Genomic DNA, 18,125 nt, shown 5'->3' on the forward strand with positions numbered 1-18,125 from the left:
TACATTATTCCCAATATATTAGTATTCGTTAGAATTTTTATACCCGGAAAATTAAAAAATACTAAAATGCTAATTAAAGATTGATAGGAAAAAAAAAGAAATACTACATAGTCTCTTATTACTAATTTATTAAAAAAAGCTAAAATTTTTGTCATATCACTTCTCTTTTCTAGCAAACTTAAAAATCTTCAAGTAACTGCATACTAATTTAAATTCATTAAGGAACATTGTTCCTACAACAAATGTAAGGTTTGCGCAAATAAATAGAAATCCTGAAACTAGTATAAGACTAAATATACCGTCGATAAAAAAGTATTCTCTAATTTTTATTAATAGATTGTATTGCAAGAATATTACTAAGTAATAATAGAGAGTTTTAATGAAATATATCTTAAGATTTTTATTAGGAAATAAATACTTATAAATTAAAAAAGGTTCCACATAGAAAGAAATTATAACTATACTAAATAAAGTTCCTAATAACACTCCCATAAGTCCTAAGTATTGTACCAATATCAAAGATAATATTATATTCAAAATCGCTTCAGCTAGTAGTCTATATCTATCTGCCCAATATAGTCCACCAGCAGTCCTTGTAATCATTAAATATTGTCTTGATCCATTAACAAAAAAAGAAATTATTATTACTAGCACCAGATTATTACTAAAAACATATTCCTGACCTATCCAAATCGCTATAAAGTCATTAATTACCAGATATATAGTAAGTGCACAACTAGAATAAATCAAGAAGCTTATATATTGGAGTATATTAAATATTTTATAAGATTTATCCGTATCTTTTTCTTCAAATAAGTTTCCATAACTCGGCGTAATAGATGTAAGTATTTTACTTATTAATACATTGAAAGTAGAAGTTACCAAAAAATAATTCGCATAAGTTCCTACAATTTTTAAACCAATAAAGGCAGATATTATTATGTTGTCGGTACTTGTAATTATAAAACCACTTATTCTATCAATAAAAAGAGCTTTTATATTGGTTGTTAGTTGTTTTTTATCCTGAATTGTTAATTCTACAATCTCTGAGTTTTCAATTTCCGGATACATTTTATTAGCTTTATTAAATATCCAATAGTTGAGCACTAATCGAGAAAATATCATTACAAGTAAATATAAAAAATAGTTTTGAGTAAAAATTAATACAAATATTTTAATAATAGTTGTAAATATATTTACAATTACATTTATTAAAGATATAACATATCCTTTTTGATCTGCAAATAGGAGCGTTTGTTTATATGAAAATAAATAAGAAATGGCTGCATCCAAGATGAATAGAATAAAATACCATTCTAAGTATTTGATTTCTTCTTTAACGAAAATATCAAGAAAAGGCAAAATAGATAATCCAATTATAATTATAATCAAAGATACGTAAGTATATAATTTTTTGAATAATTTCATTAACGCCTTTACTTTAGAATGATCTTTGTCAGCTAATGGCTTATATAAACTGTAATTAAAAGCGGCACCTACCCCTAATTCTAACAAAGTAAGTAAACCCACTATATTTGTAAATAGGCTGTTTATTCCCAAATAAGTTATGTCTAAATTACCAATAAAAATAGCCCGAGAAAAAAAACCTAGAAATGCTACAATGACTTGCGTAATAAAATTTACTCCAATATTAGTTAATGCTAATTTACTTCGCATAGAGTCACGACTTTTCATTTTCTAATTATAGTTTTATTAATTTAGGTAATGATTTTTTATTTGCATAAGAGTTTCTAGTATCTAGCACAAGTGATGCAGAATTCAATATCATCTCATAATCAAACTTAGTGTGATTTGTAGCGATTAATACTAAATCAGCATTCTGCATTTTTTCTTCAGTTAGATCTATTGTTTCAATTACTTTATTGTTTAATTTAAATTCTGAAATGAATGGATCAATCGCTTCCCATTCAACACCGGATTTCGTTAATCCATCTAAAATAGGAAGTACAGGTGATTCTCGGTAATCATCAATATCTTTTTTATATGCTATTCCCATAACCACTATCTTAGATCCTTTCATTGATTTCCCTTGAGTATTCAAGATTTCCGAGCAACGTTGCACGACAAATTCTGACATACTATCATTTATCTCTCCAGCAGTTTCAATTAGTTTAGTGTGATAATTATATTCTCTAGCTTTCCATGTCAAATACCATGGATCGATTGGAATACAGTGACCTCCCAAACCTGGACCCGGATAGAATGGCATGAAGCCATAAGGTTTTGTAGCTGCTGCATCGATTACTTCCCAAACATCAATCCCCATTTTATGACACAGAATTGCCATTTCGTTGGCTAAAGCCACATTTATATTTCTAAATGTATTCTCAAGTAGTTTTTCCATTTCTGCTACAGCAGGACTAGAAACCTCGTGAACGTCACCATCTAAAACTGCTCTATACATTGCAGCAGCTACCTTTGTACACTTTTCAGTAATGCCACCCACCACTTTAGGAGTGTTTTTTGTATTAAAATCTTTATTTCCAGGATCTACTCGTTCTGGAGAATATGCTAAAAAGAAATCTTCTCCACAAACCATACCAGACTCTTCTAAAATTGGTTTAATTAATTCTTCAGTAGTACCTGGATAAGTTGTGCTTTCTAAAACAATCAGTGTGCCTTTTGTAAAGTTAGCAGCTATTGCTTTGGCTGAACTCTCTACATATGCCATATTTGGTTGTTTGTAGATATCTAATGGAGTAGGAACACAAATTGCTACTGCATCTACCTCCTTAATAAAGGAATAATCAGAAGTTGCTTTTAACTTCCCATCTGATACTAATGACTCAAGGTCGGCAGGCAAAACATCTCCAATATAGTTAATGCCATCGTTTACATTCTTTACTTTTTCTTCTTGTACATCAAATCCGATTACATTAAATCCCGCCTTAGCTTTTTCTACCGCTAGGGGTAATCCAACATACCCTAAACCAACAACACCAATCGTTGCATTTTTTGAATTTAGTTTTTCCGTTAGTATAAGGTCTAGGTGTTCTAACATATTCGTTTTCATATTCAATCTCCTCTATTCTTCTGTTTTATAAACTAACAAGCTTTTTTGATTGTGCTGATTTGTAAAAAGCTAAAACTAATTCTAACGCACGTTTTCCATCTTCCCCCGTCACAGCAGGATCATGATTTTTTTCTATGGCATGTATCATTTCTTCTATAATTCTTTGATGGCCTGGAATTCCCCACGGATCTCTTTCAACTCGATTAATAATTTCTTCAATCTGATAATCATTTAAACCTTCTACCTCTAATTTTTCGAAATAAAGCGCATTTGATCCACCGATTTTAATCGTGCCTTTTTCTCCAAATATTGTTAGAGATTCTTCGAAATTTTTAGGATAGACAGTTACCGAAGCTTGTACATTTGCTAACGCCCCACTTTCAAAGCGAATGACTCCTGTTGATACATCTTCTGCTTCAATATCTCTTAATCTAGTCGCATCCATGCTAAAAATTTCATTCGGTTTGCCCATAAACCAAAGAAGTAAATCTAGATTATGAATAGCTTGATTCATTAATACTCCACCATCATGTACCTTGGTACCACGCCATGGAGCTTGGTCGTAATATTCCTGACCTCTATTCCAATTTACTAAACAATTTATATGGCTAATTTTCCCTAACATTTTTTGATCAAGAATTTTTTTAGCTTCTTGAACTACTGTTCTGAACCTGTTTGGATGTACAATAGTTAACTTAACACCATTTATTTTTGCAGCATTAATAATTCGATTTGTTTCATCAAGAGTCATAGCAATTGGCTTTTCTAAAACTATATGTTTCTTAGCTGCTGCTACTTCTTCAGTAATTGCAGCATGTAACCCGCTAGGTGTACAAATACATACAATATCTATTAAGGAGTCCTTTAGCATTTCAACAGAATCAGTATATGGTGTAGCTCCGTAGGACTCTATATAATAGTCCATTGTTCCAGGAATTCGATCACAAACAGCAATTAAGTTTGCGCCTGAAATATTCGATATGGCCAACGCATGTTTTTTCGCAATAAATCCGCAACCAATAATAGCAAAGTTCATTTTATTTCACCTATTCTCTAATTTTTGTATTCAATAATTTCAGTAAGTTGACCTGCTAATTTATTGAAATTGTAGTTTTGAGCTGCATTTAAAGAATTTCTACAGTATTCCCCGTATTGACTCCTAGGCATCTCGTAAAAATTTTGGATACCTTTTGCTAATTCTTCGGAGGAGGCATCATCTATTGTTATCCCACATTCATACCTCTTAATTAGGTCATACCCAAATTCACAATCAGAAATAGTAGGTTTTCCGCTCGCGAAATACTCAAACATTTTATTTAAACTCGCCCCATATCTACTCACCGAATTTTTAGTGAAATGTAGGACATTAAGATCTGCTTGACTTAATATATATGGAACATATTTTTTTTCTACATAGCCTTTAAATTTTACATTTAAAATATTATGTTTCTTACAATATTCTTCTAGGTAAGCTTTATCCTCACCTTGTCCATATATTAAAAACATTATTTCTTGCGAATATTTTTTTTGTAAATACTCTGCACTTTCTACAATACTTTTAACGTTATTCACCATTCGAATAGAACCTGTGTAAATCACTTTAAAAGTTCCTTTATTATTCAAATCTTGATCTTTTAATGTATATTTCATTAAATTATCATTGAATTTTTCAATATCGACGCCATTATTTACATGGAACACTTTTCTGAGATCTATTGTCCCCCCAGAATCTTTATCCCAACCTTGCTCTTTGATGTAATCTCTTCCACCTTCCATGGTGAAAATCAATTTATCAGCTCTTTTATACAACCACTTTTCCCCACGATATAATATTTTCATAATCAAATTTTTACGACTTAAAAGTTTATAAGCGACGAATGTTTCTGGCCATAAATCTCTGACTTCACAAATACAAGGTATTTTATATTTTTTTGAAATTTTTTGACCAGCTAATAAAGCTAATGGATGAGCACTTGATGCAATAATTGTATCTGGATTTCCTATTTCCTTCAAAATCATTTTGGAAACTTTAAATATATTAAAGTAATAATCCAAAAAATTTTTCACTCTTTTTATCCCATTACTTTTGTAGCTCGAAGTTCTGATAAAAATAAATCGGACACCGTCATAAATTTCTATTTTATACAATGAGCTATCATTTATAATATTCTCACTCGCATAATGAAGATAAGATGATGAAAAAATAGTACAATCGTATCCTTTATTATTTAAATTTCTTGCAAAATCAAAAGATCTTGTTAAACCGGGACGATCCGGTGGAGTAGCATAATGATGAAAAAACCAGATATTCTTCATTTTTTTAAGCATTCATGTATTCCTTTCTTTTCTTTGTTGAATATCATATTTCTCAGAAATAAACTCCCCAAAATTCCATTTTCTATAAAATCGATTTTTAACTTTTACCCTCAGCTCGAGCAATGCTTTCCTCGAAACTTAAATTAGTGTATTGAAAACCATCTATTTTACAATCTTCATTTTTATAAATAATGCTGCCAAACATTTTCCTTGTAACACCAAACTGGTTACCAAATAACTTCACAAAAAAAGACAGCAGATTGGAATTAACAATTTTTTTATCATTGCTCTTTGCGATTTCATTAACCATCTCTAAAGTATTAATATCATTTGGATTTTTAACTAAGAACAATCCAGAAGTCCGATTCATAATTAAGTGATTTACTAAATCAGATAAATGATCCACAAAAATTAAACTTCTCTTATTATTTATTTTAGGGAATAAAGGTACTTTTTTGGACAACTTACTAAGAGCACTATAATTTCCAGGACAACCATATCCATAAATCATGGGAATTCTTAATATAGAAACATGAAAATCATCCGATTGAAGTACATTTATCTTTTGTTCCGCTTCCAACTTACTTTTACCATAATAAGAAGTAGGATTCTCTTTGGTTTCTTTAGAAATAATCGTATCTTCACCAATTCTTCCAATAAGCCCATAAACAGCTATCGTACTCAAAAAAACAAAAGACTTAACTCCTTCTAATTTCGCTTTCTCTGCTAAATCAAAAGTTAAATCTCTATTTACTTTGTAATATAAAGATTCGTTTTCTGATTTTTCTTTTTGATGAACAATAGCAGCCACATGATAAATAGCATCATAGCTTGAGAAATCTTTCATCTTCCATCCATCATTACGAACAGAAAGAAAATCAACTTCCCAATCCATTTCAAGATCTACTATCCTCTTTTCAAACTGTCGGCCAGCATAACTATTTTCTCCTGTTACTAAAACGCGCATAGCTCTACACCTCTTATTTTCCCTCTTTAACCCCATCACTCTTCAAAACACTCGCAACAGTCCCAAAAAACACTTTAAAATCCAACACCGGACTCATCTTCTCAACATACTCCCCGTCAATCTTTGCCTTCACTTCAATAGCCAATTCATCTCGACCACTTATCTGCGCAAGCCCCGTCAACCCTGGCAATATGTCATTAGCTCTGTACTTATCCCGCTCTGCAATCAGATCATACTGATTCCATAACGCAGGACGAGGACCAATAATACTCATTTCCCCTTTTAAGATATTAAACAATTGAGGCAGTTCATCAAGACTCGTCTTACGTAAAAACTTCCCTGTTTTTGTGATAAAAAAATCAGGATCTTCTAACAGATGCGTTGGCATATCATTTGGTGTATCAATTTTCATCGTTCTGAACTTTAAAATGTTAAAATGTTTTTTATCTTTCCCCACACGCTTTTGTTTAAAGAGAATGGGACCTGGTGAATCTATTTTTATCAAAATGCATAACAGCAGAAGAACAGGAGATAAACAAAGGACTATAAATAAAGATAACGCAAAATCTAGTATTCTTTTCGTGAATGAGAACATTAGGTTCTCCTTTCTATCTGCATTTTTCACTTTAACGATCAAGCCGTGCCCACTTCCACTTTCGGAGTCGCTACATTCTTCCGATTCGCCAAACCAACCAGCACGTCTTTTACCTCATCATTCCGCATCTCAGGCAACTTCTCCAACAAATAAGTCAGCTCACCCTCACTAACCGGATTCGCTTTCCCAATATAAATCTTCGGAAACACTTGCTCAGTCTGAATCTCATTATCATTTAACAATTCTTCAAACAGCTTCTCCCCAGGACGAATCCCAGAAAAGTTAATGCCAATCTCGCCTTCTGCGTAACCCGACAAGCGGATTAAGTTTTGTGCCAGATCTACAATCTTCACCGGCTCGCCCATATCCAAGACAAACACTTCGCCGCCTTCAGCGAGTGTCCCCGCTTGAATGACTAAACGCGACGCTTCTGGAATGGTCATGAAATAACGTGTCATGCGTGGATCGGTTACCGTAACCGGACCGCCTGCTGCGATTTGTTTTTTGAATAATGGAATGACCGAGCCACGGGAGCCGAGCACATTCCCAAAACGAACAGCCGCAAATTTTGTGTCGCTGCGTTTCGCTAAATTTTGAACAATCATTTCGGCAAAACGTTTCGTTGCGCCCATGACGTTTGGTGGGTTGACGGCTTTGTCGGTTGACACCATAACGAAATTACCAACACTGCTCATATGTGCTGCTTCTGCGACGTTTTTTGTGCCGTACACATTGTTTTTGACTGCTTCCATCGGATTGCTTTCCATCAGCGGGACGTGTTTATGTGCTGCTGCGTGGTACACCACGTCCGGTTTGTATGTATTCATAATGTCTAAAATGCGTTCGCGGTCTTGAACGTCCGCGATAATCGGAATGATTTCGGTGTCCGGTGCTACGGTTTGACGCAGCTCCATGTCGATCAAGTAAATCGAGTTTTCGCCGTGTCCGAGAAGCAGGAGTTTCTTTGGACCGAAACGCGCGATTTGACGCGAGATTTCAGAACCGATGGAACCACCGGCGCCTGTGACGAGAATGGTTTTACTCGTCAGTTGACTGGCAATTTTGTCCATATCCAACTTGACTTCATCGCGACCTAACAAGTCTTCAATTTTGACGTCTTGTATATCCGTCACTGATACTTTACCGGTCATGATGTCTTCAATGAGTGGAATGGTTTGTGTACGGACACCTGAGTCCATGCACGTTTGAATCAGCTCGGCTGTTTCTTGCTTGCCGAGTGACGGGATGGCGATAATGATGGTGTCAATTTTATTGTCCATTGCGATGTCAGCAATGTCTTTTGTATTGCCCACGACGCGGACACCGTAAATATCCAAGCCTTGCTTGTTTTTGTCGTCATCTACGTACAGGACCGGCAACAAGCCATTTTCCGGATTGGCGAGTAATTGACGGGACACTAAGCTGCCTGCTTTTCCGGCACCGACGATTAACGTCCGTTTCAAGTCTGACGTTTTTGGGTTCATCTTGTTGTCTCGAAACAAACGCCAAGACAAACGCGATCCACCGATCAACAACAAATGCAGCATCCACGTAATGAGTAAGGCACGGAACAACACATCGCCTCTGTAAACCAATTGGACGATTCCAATAACTACGATTGACCACGTAACCGCCTTGAAAATAGACGCCAATTCACCGATGGACGCGTATTCCCACACTTTTCGGTACAAGCCGTAGTACATCGCCAGCGCGTGATGCGCGACAAAAATCGTTAATGCACTCGCTAACAAGAAATGGTTTTGCAATACATGGTCATAAGGATACAGCACATAATAACCGACAAAAATAGAGAAAAAGACAATAATCGAGTCAACGATGAGTAATAACGAAACGCGGTTTTTCAGTGACATGAGGGTCATTCCTTTCAAAATCCAGTACTTTCAACTTAACTGGGTAAAAATCTTCCCTCATTCTAACACACGATTAAATGGAAATGAAAGGATTTTTCAAACAAAATAATACTTTTTTGCTATTTATTAAGTAAATAGTTTCCACCATTTACCTTTAGAGATGTCTTCAGGCTCTAATACATGGAAATGTTCATCCAACAAGATGCGTTCGTTGTTCTCTAGGAAAATATCCACCATGTCGTGCTGTTGTTTTTTCTCCAAATAATCGAGGCCTTCGTTAAAGAGGAATGGCCGTTTGTCCAAGCTGTGGACATCAGAGCCGTAAACGTGGATCAAATTGGCATCGATCAAGCTCATCGCCGTGCGTTGAATGGCTTTCCCGAAGCTGCCTGCAACAGAACCCGCCGTCACTTGTGCCATCGCACCGTGAAGCAAGAGCTTTTTCAAGCGCTCTGGTTTTTCGATAATGCCTTGGTTACGCTCGGCATGCGCAATAATCGGTACGTAGTTTTTCATGATTAACTGTTGAATAATGGGCACGGTATACGCCGGAATACCAGAAGACGGCAGTTCTAACAATACGTAACGTGACCCCGCGAGTGTTAAGGCTTCTTTTGCAGCTAGTTTTTCAGGCAGTTTTTCACCTAAACGGCATTCTTGTCCGCTGTAAATCGTAATCGGCAATTGCTGTTCGGCAATCCAGCTATTGACCCCTTCTAATTGCTTGTTTAAAGCCGCGAGATTGGTCGTAAAATTTGGATGAAAAGCATGCGGCGTTGCAATAATGCCGGTAAGTTGCTCTTCTACCGCTTTTTCCAGCAGTCGCTTTGTTTGTTCCATTGTCTCTGCTCCATCATCAAGTCCAGGCAGAATATGGGCGTGCGTGTCGATCATTGGTGTTTCCTCCTTTAGTGCTTTAAAAAAAGTAAAAAGGGAGTCCTTTTTACTCTTTCGTACCATAGTATTGGTAATAATAATTGTCTTTTGGCAGCGCGAAGTTGTTCAATACGGCACCAATCAATCGACTATTCGAAGATTCAATTGCTTCTTTGGCTTTGACCGCCATGTCTTTTTCGGTATTGCCTGAACTGACGACAAGAATCGTCCCTTCACATTTGTTCGCCAAAATTTGTCCATCGGTTACGGACAACACAGGCGGTGCATCGAAAATGATCAAGTCGTATCGGTTTTTGAGTTGGTCGATTAAAGTAGTCATGGATCTTGACGCTAATAGTTCTGCTGGATTTGGAGGAATCGGACCACATGTCATCAAGTCGAGGTGTTCAACCGCTGTTGGACGAATCACTTCATCAATGGTGTTTTGACGCGTTAACACACTAGATAAACCAATTGTGTTCCCCATCCGGAATGTATAATGCGTCGTTGGTTTTCGCATATCACCGTCAACGATCAATACTTTTTTGCCTTCTTGTGCAAACACAACTGCTAAGTTGGCAGCCGTCGTTGATTTTCCTTCAGAAGGCGCTGCTGAGGTGATGACTAGTGTATGGACTTCTGCGTCTGGTGACGAAAAGTTGATGTTGGTACGCAATGTACGGAATTGCTCTGCTACGAAAGAGCGTGGTGTTGTAAATGCGATGAGTTTACGTGCAGTTTCCTGCAAGACCTTTTTCTTTCTTGCCATCGTCTATCCCGCCCTTCTTTTCGATGTTGTCGCTTGTTCTAGTTTTGCTTCTTCTTTAATCGGTGAAATCACTCCGAGCAACGGAACGCCCAGAATGTCTTCGATGTCTTGTTGATCTTTGATCGTCGTATCCAAATATTCCAGTAAGAATGCGATACCGACACCGAGCATCAAGCCAATGACAGCGGCAATTGCCATGTTGAGCATCGGGTTCGGTGCGACAGGTGACGGATTTTCTTTTAATACGGCTGGTGACAAAATTGACACGTTGTCAACGTTCATCAACTCTTTGATCTCGCCTTCAAACACTTTTGCCGTGGTGTTGGCAATATCAACGGCCAGTGCCGGATCTTCGTCTTGTACGGTCACATTGACGACTTGCGAATTTTCAGCCGTTGCCACAGTAATTTTACTGTTTAATGCTTCGACGGACATATCAAGACCAAGCTGACTAGATACTTCGTCTAGAATCGCTGGGCTTTTGATAATAACGGAATATGTATTGATCAATTGAAGGTCTGTTTGGATGTTTTGGTTGGTCAGTTGGGAAGCTTCCGTCGCTTCTTGGTTGACCAAGATTTGTGTGGAAGTCTCATACATCGGAGTTAACACTAGGAACGATACAACCCCTGCGATCGTAATGGCTAAAATGGTTAACAATGCTATTAATCCAGCCCGTTTTTTTAGTGTTTTAAACAGGTCTTGTAAGCTAATGGTTTCTTCCATGTCGTAATTATCTCCTTTAAATTTCAAATTCTTATCATAATTGTTCAATAAACAACATAAAATAGTATAACATAGGAGAGTGTAGAAAGAACTTCCAATTTCAAAAAGTTTAATAGGCTATTAGAATGATTTATGCTATGTTAATTGATACGTATTGGTGCTTTTTGAAAGGAGTATTTAGATGAACTTGTATAAAATTGGAGCTGTGTTAGCTGTTATTATTTGTGTGATTGCGCTAGTTTTTAGCTACTTCACGTGGCAAGACAAGCTAGATAATGTATTGGCTACGCCCGAAGTAGAAGAGACTGCGGCTGTAGATAAGAAGAAGGATAACAAGGTTGAGGAAGAAAATGTCGATTCTGTGAACGTGGACGGTTTGACTGCCAACATGGACGAACAATTGCAGGAAATTTTTGCTGACAGAAACGACCAAGGGGATGGCTTGAAATTCCTTATCGCTGGTTCTGCAGCGCTGGAGTCTGGTGAGCCGGGTTACGCGGAGCGACTGACTGTTTCGTTAGAAGACGCGTACGGGGAATTTATCGATGTGGCGGTTACTTCTATGGAAGGAACTTCTGAATCGCTTGCAGCAGTGGATCTTTCGGCAGGTTATGACGTCGTACTTCTTGAGCCGATGACGTTGATGAACAACGACCGCATCGCGATTGAACAAGAACGCGAACACATTCGAGCGTTTGACGCGAGACTTACGAATGAGGTAGCAGACGCCGCTATCGTACTCCACCCTGCTCAACCAATTTTTGGTGCGGGTTATTATTTGGCGCAGATTACAGCGTTAAGTGAATTTGCTGGAACGAATGGCTATACGTATATTGATCACTGGTCTGCATGGCCAGATACGGACGATATCGGTCTGAAAGACTATTTGACGCAAGACGGGTTACCCAATGACAAAGGCGCTGCATTATGGGCACAAGAACTGGAAGCGTATTTTATCGCTAACTAAAGGAGATTCGTTTGATGGGCAGAAGAGAACAGAAAAACAAGAAGAAAAAATGGCCATGGGTATTCGGCATACTCAGTGTCATTGTAATCGGTCTCGGCATTTATTTGTTTACGGTTTATACGAGTTTTACGAACACCTTAGAAGAAATTCATGAACCGATCGAACGCGAAGCATCCGACAAACGCACGACGGACCAAGAAGTTGTGCTGAGTGACAAAGATCCGTTTTCGGTGTTGCTGCTCGGTGTTGATGAACGCGAAGATGATCGTGGACGCTCGGATACGATGGTGGTTATGACCATCAACCCCGCAGACCAATCGACGAAAATGGTCTCGATTCCGCGTGATACGTATACCGAGATTATTGGACGCGGCACGACCGATAAGATTAACCACGCCTATGCGTTTGGTGGCATTGAAATGTCGATGGCGACGGTTGAGAACTTGTTGGATATTCCGATTGACTATGTGATGCAAGTGAACATGGAAGGTTTCCAAGATATTGTCGATGCGGTTGGCGGTGTGGAAGTGAACAACACGTTAGCGTTCGATGAGTTTGCTAAAGGGACGATTGCGCTTGATGGCGAAGAGGCTTTGGAGTATGTACGCATGCGTAAGCAGGATCCTGAAGGTGATTTTGGTCGTCAGAATCGTCAGAAGCAAGTGATTCAAGGGATTATGAAAAAAGGGGCTTCGGTGAATAGCTTGTTGAATTACCAGGATATTTTCACGGCGCTTGGTGATAATGTGCGGACGAATATGACGTTTGATGAGATGATGGATGTGCAGTCGAATTACCGCGATGCGATCGGTACGGTTGATCAGTTGATGGTGGAGGATGGCACGGGCGAGACGATTAATGGGATTTGGTATTATGTTATGGATGATGCGGAGCTTGCGGAGATTCAGTCGACGTTGAAGACGCATTTGAATATGTAAGGTTGGTGAGCGTGGTCCTGTTGTGGGATTGCGCTTTTTTTGTTGTTGGGGGTTGTGGAAGGGATTGTTGGTGGAGTTTTCGAGGGGTTCTGGTGTCGCCTTCGGGCGCTTTGGGCTTGGCTCCTGCAATAAGCCAAGAAGTACACTTGTCTTATTGCTTCGCCTAGCCCCTGTCGCGCCTCGGCTGGTGGTGTGGGGGATTTCAACGAAGATACTTTTTTTGTGGGGGTAGTGGGTGTGGGTTCTGGTGTCGCTTGACGGCGGTGGTGCACGCGCCGGCGCTTTTTTTTGTGGGTTTTGGGATTGTTGGTGGAGTTTTCGAGGGGTTCCGGTGTCGCCTTCGGGCGCTTTGGGCTTGGCTCTCGCATTAAGCCGAGAAGTACACTCGTCTTATTGCTTCGCCTAGCCCCTGTCGCGCCTCGACTGGTGTTGTGGGGGATTTCAACGAAGATACTTTTTTTGTGAGGGTAGTGGGTGTGGGTTCTGGTGTCGCTTGGCGGCGGTGGTGCACGCGCCGGCGCTTTTTTTGTGGGTTTTGGGATTGTTGGTGGAGTTTTCGAGGGGTTCTATTAGTCGCCTTCGGACGCTTGGGCTTGGCTCTTGCAATAAGCCGAGAAGTGCACTCGTCTTATTGCTTCGCCTAGCCCCTGTCGCGCCTCGGCTGGTGGTGTGGGGGATTTCAACGAAGATACTTTTTTGGTGGGGGTAGTGGGTGTGGATTCTGGACTCGCTTGGCGGCGGTGGTGCACGCGCCGGCGCTTTTTTTTGGTGGAATTCGGGATTGTTAGTGAAGTTTTTGAGAGGTTCTATTAATCGCCTTCGGACGCTTGGGCATGGCTGGTGTTGGGGAGACTTAGCGAACTTACTTTGTTTGGGTTATGTAGTGGGTGTGGGTTCTGGATTCGCTTGGCGGCGGTGGTGCACGCGCCGACGCTTGGTTTGAAAAGTGAGGTGGCGGGTTATATCCGGGTGTTTGCTATTCTTATCTATTCTTTTTACTTTTATACACGACTTTCACGAAAATGTTGCCTTCTCCTCTTCGAGAGTGCTATTTTTTTGCTTGCTTGGGGCTAGACAAAAATGTTCTTCAATTTGAGTCCGACCCAGAGACGTGTTCCCAAGCCAAGGTTCTGCACAACACTTTCAAAAAAGAGTGCTTGTAGTTTTTGTGGGGTTCTAGATGTCGCCTACAATCGCTTTGGGTAGAGCAAAGACGGTTGCTGTTTCTATCCGTGTTTCCTGTTCTTAAACCCCGGTGTTTGCTATTCCTACCTATTTTTTTTACTTTTATACACGACTTTCACGAAAAATGTTGCCTTCTCCCTTCCAACACAAAACCCCGCTCTTGAAATGCAAGAGCGGGGTTTTGGATTATTTTATTGGGTGATCTGAAGTTTCGATAAGATCGTCGGTTTTTTCAAATTCACCGAACTTGAGTTTTTTTAAATCGTAGTGTTGCACAAAATGGATGAAGGCTTGACGCGGTATGCCTAGTTGTTTGGCGCTTACCGATGGCCCTAGATCTTCATGGATGTAAAGGTCTTTAATGACTTCTACCAATGCTTTGTTGTGACGTTTTTCTATTTTTTCTTTATAAGACTCGTATTCCCCCATAAGTCCTTCAGCTCACTTTCTGATTTTTTTATAGGCCCTATGAACTTCTCTCTCTCTAATATTCCCATTATAGTAGTTTTGTATAGATATTACTAGTCAAAATGACGCATTAACTATTGCGACATTTTGATAAACACGTTATATGCAGCTACAACTATACACTTTTTTAATTTACCAATCGAAATACCTATTTTTTGTTAATGTAACCGGAAGGCGTATTTCTCCACTTCTGCTTCTTTGATGAATTTTTCCATGACGTGATTGCTTTCAAATTCGTTGGCTTTGGCACGGTCATGCTTTGAAACTTTGTGATACCGCGTTTCACTCGACAGCAATTGTTCGATTTGCGCTTGAACGCTATACAGTTCGCTGTCTGCTGAGAACGATTCGCCACTTTCGTATGGTGGCAGTTGGTGCAGAAAGCCTTCTGTTAATCCCAACTGGTCGTTGATCTTGGCGGTGATTCCCGGAATGCCGCAACCTGCTGCTTCGATTAACGGAACGCCCATCCCGACAAAGCAAAACGTGTTCGGCAACCCGCGCCTTTTGTCATCGCAAGTAAACTTGCCGTGCATGAAAATGTGATCACGCGCTGCGGAGTTGTTGATTTTTTGGCGTAAGCTGTCTTGTCCTGGGCCGTCTCCGTAAATATGGTAGGTGAATTCTGGGTCGATTTGGATGAGCTTTTCCATAATATCAATCATGTAGTAATTATAAGTGCGAAATTCAGCAAGCTGACCGAAGGAAATGATGCGACGCGAATGGAAGTTGCCTAATGTTTTCGTCGGTGCACAAAAATCCAGAGGCAATGGGAAAATGGCGTTTTCCAACGGTTCGCCAATTACTTGTTCGGTTTTTTCTTTAACAGACGGATTCATAAACAGCAGTTTTTGATAGTAGTTGGGATCGATTAGTTTGAGTGTTTTGACCGTTCCGTGCAGTCCTTTTTGTGCGTAACTGTTCGGATTGTAAACACCCGACATGCGCTTACTCGCCGGTAACAGATACGATAACAAAAACGACATCGGCCCAAACGAATACACCAAATCGAATTTCTGTTCTAATCGCCTGCTCAGCATTTTTGTGACGAGCCATAAGTTCACCGACGGATTACTTGCGTCTTCATCGACAACAATTGTAACGCCTTCAATCGATTCGAGTTCGCGTAGCAAAGGACCGCCGTTACTAAACAGAAACAACGTCACTTTGTAGCCGTTCGTACTGAGCCATTTGACCATACGAACAACAAGCATTTCTACCCCACCAGGCTTCATGTTTTTATGAATCAGTGCAATCGATTTGATGGGACGCTTTGGTTTTTCAACATTAAACAAACGGGCATTACTGAATGTACTCATAACTTCACCTCATCTACTAGTCTGTTTCCTTTATTTATTGAAACCTTGATTGTTTCATTACTATGCCAATCAAAGCTTATGCATAAGTCCTGCCTGAATGGTGTCTTGTGCGCGGACCTTTCGAGCCGCATGTTAATGTGGTGATTCGAGAGAAAATACGCTGTTGGCTTGTCCATTCTCTTGGTTATTTCCCGGGAAATGATCCCCTTGCAACGAGGTAGTGCTCCAAGCAAGTCTTTTGTCTCCTACATGCGCATTTGAACCGATTTCATACCGCTCGCCAGCTTCTCCCAAACGAAAAACCGTGTCGATTGCTTCGCATAGATCATTAACTTGCAGTTTATGGGTCATTTCGTCTGAAGAGTCGAGCTTGCCCTCTAACGCTTGATGAAAGTAACCCGCAGTCAGTTTGTCGTCTTGCTGCATAGAACCGAAGATTTCAGGACTGGCAGTAGTGACACTATTCAAGCCGCATTGCTCATGGAACCGCTGGATCATTCTATCGGCTTTTTCTTTGCTTTCGCTATATAAAGTCTCTTGTTTTGCATCCGTCAGTGATAAGTGAAGAAAACGAGATGCTGCGTACTTAGGGTCGGGCTGATGCGCATCTAGCATCCAAGCATTTTGCGCGGCATACAATAGGTTCATCGTTCCCAAAACATTGGTTTGTTCATACAGCCGAATTTCACCAACACAGTCCATACTGCGCGTTTCTGCTGCGAAATGGAGAATATCCGTTATGTCGTAAAGCTCAAACAAATGATTGATGGCATACGCATTGCGAATATCCACACGGCGAAATGCATAGCGCGCCGCTTGTTTTGAGAGAGTTTCTAAGCAGCCAGCTTCTGTATTGTAGTCAATATTAATGATTTGATAGTCTGGGTATTTATCTAAATAATACTGGATGATATGGGAGCCGATAAATCCGTGGCCACCTGTAATAAGTATGGTCTTAGTATTCACTGCCCTCCACCTTTCTTGCTGGATTACTGAAATCTGGAGTCACCTAAGCAATTAAACCTAGCGCCCCCTTCTTTCGCACCAGTTATACTTCCAATGTTATGACATCCGTGTTAAAAGTAGGTTAAAAGATATTATTTTCTAAATATTTAATCATTATACAATGTAATTAGATACTTTGCATCATTAAACGAAAAAATAATTAGTCTATAGGTGTATTTCTATTTTAATTAGTCAGGAATATTTATTAAAATGGAATTTATTTGATGTATTTTACCTTTAAAAGGATATCATTTAGTACAACGTATTAATATTCGGTTCTTATGGACTATCTTTAAAGTAGAGGATTTGTTGAAGAGAATGTATTTTCGTCTGTTGAGTGGTCAAAAAAGTATTATTGCTATTCGTTAAAAGTATCATATACGGAAAGCGCCTCATTGCCCACGATGTCCGAATGCGATGTTTAGTACCCTACAAAAACTATATGTACTCTTTTTTGAAAGTGTTGTGCAGAACCTTGGCTTGGGAGCACGTCCCTGTGTCGGCCACAAAATTCACGATAAAAGCGCCGGCGCGTGCACCACCGCCGCCAAGCGATTCCAGAACCCCACACCCACTATCACACCCAAACAAAGTAAGTTCGCTAAGTCTCCCCCAACGCCAGCTGAGGCGCGCCAAGGGCTAGGCGAAGCACGAAGACGAGTGTACTTCTCGGCTTTGTGCGAAAGCCATGCCCAAAGCGCTCGAAGGCGACTTCTAAAACCCCACAAAAACTACAAGCACTCTTTTTTGAAAGAGTTGTGCAGAACCTTGGGAGCACGTCCCTACTATATGAAATAGATAGATAACGGCGCAAAGAACCATTGTTTTCTGGGTATACAAGAAGTACCAATCACAGAACTTCCGAAATACCCACCCACCCAAAAGGAGCTGAAAACAATGGTTCTGTCTACATTTAACCATATTCAGGGGAACAACGGAAGTCATTGGAACCGCTTGATGAGAGGGGCAAATGCCGAAAAGATTTGTATTGTGGCGATTGATGCCGCCAAGTTTGTGAACGCCGCGATGATCTGCAATGTATACGGGGATATCCTCGTCAAACCGTTTGAATTCAATGCCGCCTCTGCC

At 39.5% G+C, this 18,125-nt stretch carries 16 protein-coding genes and 1 pseudogene; 4 read left to right on the forward strand and 13 right to left on the reverse strand.

The window, feature by feature from the left end; genetic code table 11:
- Positions 1–156 precede the first annotated feature (156 nt).
- From QMF37_RS14780 to QMF37_RS14825, 10 genes are all read right to left on the reverse strand, one after another.
- A complete protein-coding gene (locus QMF37_RS14780) occupies positions 157–1,677 on the reverse strand; it encodes a lipopolysaccharide biosynthesis protein (protein WP_283478697.1) in 1,521 nt (506 codons plus the stop codon).
- A gap of 25 nt (positions 1,678–1,702) precedes the next feature.
- A complete protein-coding gene (locus QMF37_RS14785) occupies positions 1,703–3,034 on the reverse strand; it encodes a nucleotide sugar dehydrogenase (RefSeq protein ID WP_481861832.1) in 1,332 nt (443 codons plus the stop codon).
- A gap of 25 nt (positions 3,035–3,059) precedes the next feature.
- Positions 3,060–4,070 carry a Gfo/Idh/MocA family protein gene (locus QMF37_RS14790; RefSeq protein WP_283478698.1) on the reverse strand — a complete coding sequence of 337 codons (1,011 nt, stop codon included), beginning with the start codon at positions 4,068–4,070 and terminating at the stop codon, positions 3,060–3,062.
- 17 nt (positions 4,071–4,087) lie between these two features.
- A complete protein-coding gene (locus tag QMF37_RS14795; RefSeq protein ID WP_283478700.1) occupies positions 4,088–5,362 on the reverse strand; it encodes a glycosyltransferase family 4 protein in 1,275 nt (424 codons plus the stop codon).
- Between the two features lie 85 nt (positions 5,363–5,447).
- Positions 5,448–6,317 (reverse strand): NAD-dependent epimerase/dehydratase family protein, encoded by an 870-nt coding sequence (locus QMF37_RS14800; protein WP_283478701.1) that lies wholly within the window; start codon positions 6,315–6,317, stop codon positions 5,448–5,450.
- Positions 6,318–6,330: 13 nt separating this feature from the next.
- Entirely contained in the window at positions 6,331–6,912 is a 582-nt protein-coding gene (locus QMF37_RS14805; RefSeq protein ID WP_283478718.1) for a sugar transferase, read from the reverse strand.
- A gap of 38 nt (positions 6,913–6,950) precedes the next feature.
- A complete protein-coding gene (locus QMF37_RS14810) occupies positions 6,951–8,783 on the reverse strand; it encodes a polysaccharide biosynthesis protein (RefSeq protein WP_283478702.1) in 1,833 nt (610 codons plus the stop codon).
- Positions 8,784–8,909: 126 nt separating this feature from the next.
- The gene (locus QMF37_RS14815) at positions 8,910–9,677 is read right to left on the reverse strand and encodes a tyrosine-protein phosphatase (RefSeq protein ID WP_283478704.1); all 768 of its coding nucleotides are present in this window, start codon (positions 9,675–9,677) and stop codon (positions 8,910–8,912) included.
- A 49-nt stretch (positions 9,678–9,726) separates the two neighbouring features.
- Entirely contained in the window at positions 9,727–10,428 is a 702-nt protein-coding gene (locus QMF37_RS14820) for a CpsD/CapB family tyrosine-protein kinase (RefSeq protein ID WP_058384535.1), read from the reverse strand.
- A gap of 3 nt (positions 10,429–10,431) precedes the next feature.
- Positions 10,432–11,154, reverse strand: a complete 723-nt coding sequence (locus QMF37_RS14825) for a YveK family protein (protein WP_283478706.1) — start codon at positions 11,152–11,154, stop codon at positions 10,432–10,434.
- A gap of 181 nt (positions 11,155–11,335) precedes the next feature.
- Here QMF37_RS14825 and QMF37_RS14830 point away from each other — a divergent pair, with 181 nt between their 5' ends.
- The 3 genes from QMF37_RS14830 (at position 11,336) to QMF37_RS14840 (ending at position 14,002) form a co-directional block, all read left to right on the forward strand.
- Entirely contained in the window at positions 11,336–12,121 is a 786-nt protein-coding gene (locus QMF37_RS14830) for an SGNH/GDSL hydrolase family protein (protein ID WP_283478707.1), read from the forward strand.
- Positions 12,122–12,135: 14 nt separating this feature from the next.
- Positions 12,136–13,059: a polyisoprenyl-teichoic acid--peptidoglycan teichoic acid transferase TagU gene (tagU, locus tag QMF37_RS14835; protein WP_283478709.1), complete on the forward strand. Its 924-nt coding sequence runs from the start codon at positions 12,136–12,138 to the stop codon at positions 13,057–13,059.
- Positions 13,060–13,771: 712 nt separating this feature from the next.
- The gene (locus QMF37_RS14840; protein WP_283478710.1) at positions 13,772–14,002 is read left to right on the forward strand and encodes a hypothetical protein; all 231 of its coding nucleotides are present in this window, start codon (positions 13,772–13,774) and stop codon (positions 14,000–14,002) included.
- Between the two features lie 428 nt (positions 14,003–14,430).
- Here QMF37_RS14840 and QMF37_RS14845 read toward each other — a convergent pair whose 3' ends face one another.
- From QMF37_RS14845 to QMF37_RS14855, 3 genes are all read right to left on the reverse strand, one after another.
- On the reverse strand, positions 14,431–14,673 hold the full coding sequence (locus tag QMF37_RS14845; RefSeq protein WP_283478711.1) for a hypothetical protein: 243 nt from the start codon (positions 14,671–14,673) through the stop codon (positions 14,431–14,433).
- Between the two features lie 197 nt (positions 14,674–14,870).
- Positions 14,871–16,031, reverse strand: a complete 1,161-nt coding sequence (locus QMF37_RS14850) for a glycosyltransferase (protein ID WP_283478712.1) — start codon at positions 16,029–16,031, stop codon at positions 14,871–14,873.
- A 132-nt stretch (positions 16,032–16,163) separates the two neighbouring features.
- Positions 16,164–16,997, reverse strand: coding sequence for a GDP-mannose 4,6-dehydratase (locus tag QMF37_RS14855; protein ID WP_283478713.1), 834 nt, complete (start codon positions 16,995–16,997; stop codon positions 16,164–16,166).
- Positions 16,998–17,933: 936 nt separating this feature from the next.
- Between QMF37_RS14855 and QMF37_RS14860 the strand changes: the two are divergent.
- A pseudogene (locus QMF37_RS14860) lies at positions 17,934–18,125 on the forward strand (IS110 family transposase); the annotation flags it as partial.

The organism is Planococcus sp. S3-L1 (assembly GCF_030063085.1).
Classification (GTDB): domain Bacteria; phylum Bacillota; class Bacilli; order Bacillales_A; family Planococcaceae; genus Planococcus; species Planococcus kocurii.

What these genes read in the sequence shown, in the direction of transcription:
- QMF37_RS14795 (WP_283478700.1), bottom strand. Translation starts at nt 5,362, where the DNA reads ATGCTTAAAAAAATGAAGAATATCTGGTTTTTTCATCATTATGCTACT.
- QMF37_RS14800 (WP_283478701.1), bottom strand. Translation starts at nt 6,317, where the DNA reads ATGCGCGTTTTAGTAACAGGAGAAAATAGTTATGCTGGCCGACAGTTT.
- QMF37_RS14825 (WP_283478706.1), bottom strand. Translation starts at nt 11,154, where the DNA reads ATGGAAGAAACCATTAGCTTACAAGACCTGTTTAAAACACTAAAAAAA.
- QMF37_RS14810 (WP_283478702.1), bottom strand. Translation starts at nt 8,783, where the DNA reads ATGTCACTGAAAAACCGCGTTTCGTTATTACTCATCGTTGACTCGATT.
- QMF37_RS14820 (WP_058384535.1), bottom strand. Translation starts at nt 10,428, where the DNA reads ATGGCAAGAAAGAAAAAGGTCTTGCAGGAAACTGCACGTAAACTCATC.
- QMF37_RS14850 (WP_283478712.1), bottom strand. Translation starts at nt 16,031, where the DNA reads ATGAGTACATTCAGTAATGCCCGTTTGTTTAATGTTGAAAAACCAAAG.
- QMF37_RS14785 (WP_481861832.1), bottom strand. Translation starts at nt 3,034, where the DNA reads ATGAAAACGAATATGTTAGAACACCTAGACCTTATACTAACGGAAAAA.
- QMF37_RS14815 (WP_283478704.1), bottom strand. Translation starts at nt 9,677, where the DNA reads ATGATCGACACGCACGCCCATATTCTGCCTGGACTTGATGATGGAGCA.
- tagU (WP_283478709.1), top strand. Translation starts at nt 12,136, where the DNA reads ATGGGCAGAAGAGAACAGAAAAACAAGAAGAAAAAATGGCCATGGGTA.
- QMF37_RS14805 (WP_283478718.1), bottom strand. Translation starts at nt 6,912, where the DNA reads ATGTTCTCATTCACGAAAAGAATACTAGATTTTGCGTTATCTTTATTT.
- QMF37_RS14780 (WP_283478697.1), bottom strand. Translation starts at nt 1,677, where the DNA reads ATGCGAAGTAAATTAGCATTAACTAATATTGGAGTAAATTTTATTACG.
- QMF37_RS14830 (WP_283478707.1), top strand. Translation starts at nt 11,336, where the DNA reads ATGAACTTGTATAAAATTGGAGCTGTGTTAGCTGTTATTATTTGTGTG.
- QMF37_RS14845 (WP_283478711.1), bottom strand. Translation starts at nt 14,673, where the DNA reads ATGGGGGAATACGAGTCTTATAAAGAAAAAATAGAAAAACGTCACAAC.
- QMF37_RS14790 (WP_283478698.1), bottom strand. Translation starts at nt 4,070, where the DNA reads ATGAACTTTGCTATTATTGGTTGCGGATTTATTGCGAAAAAACATGCG.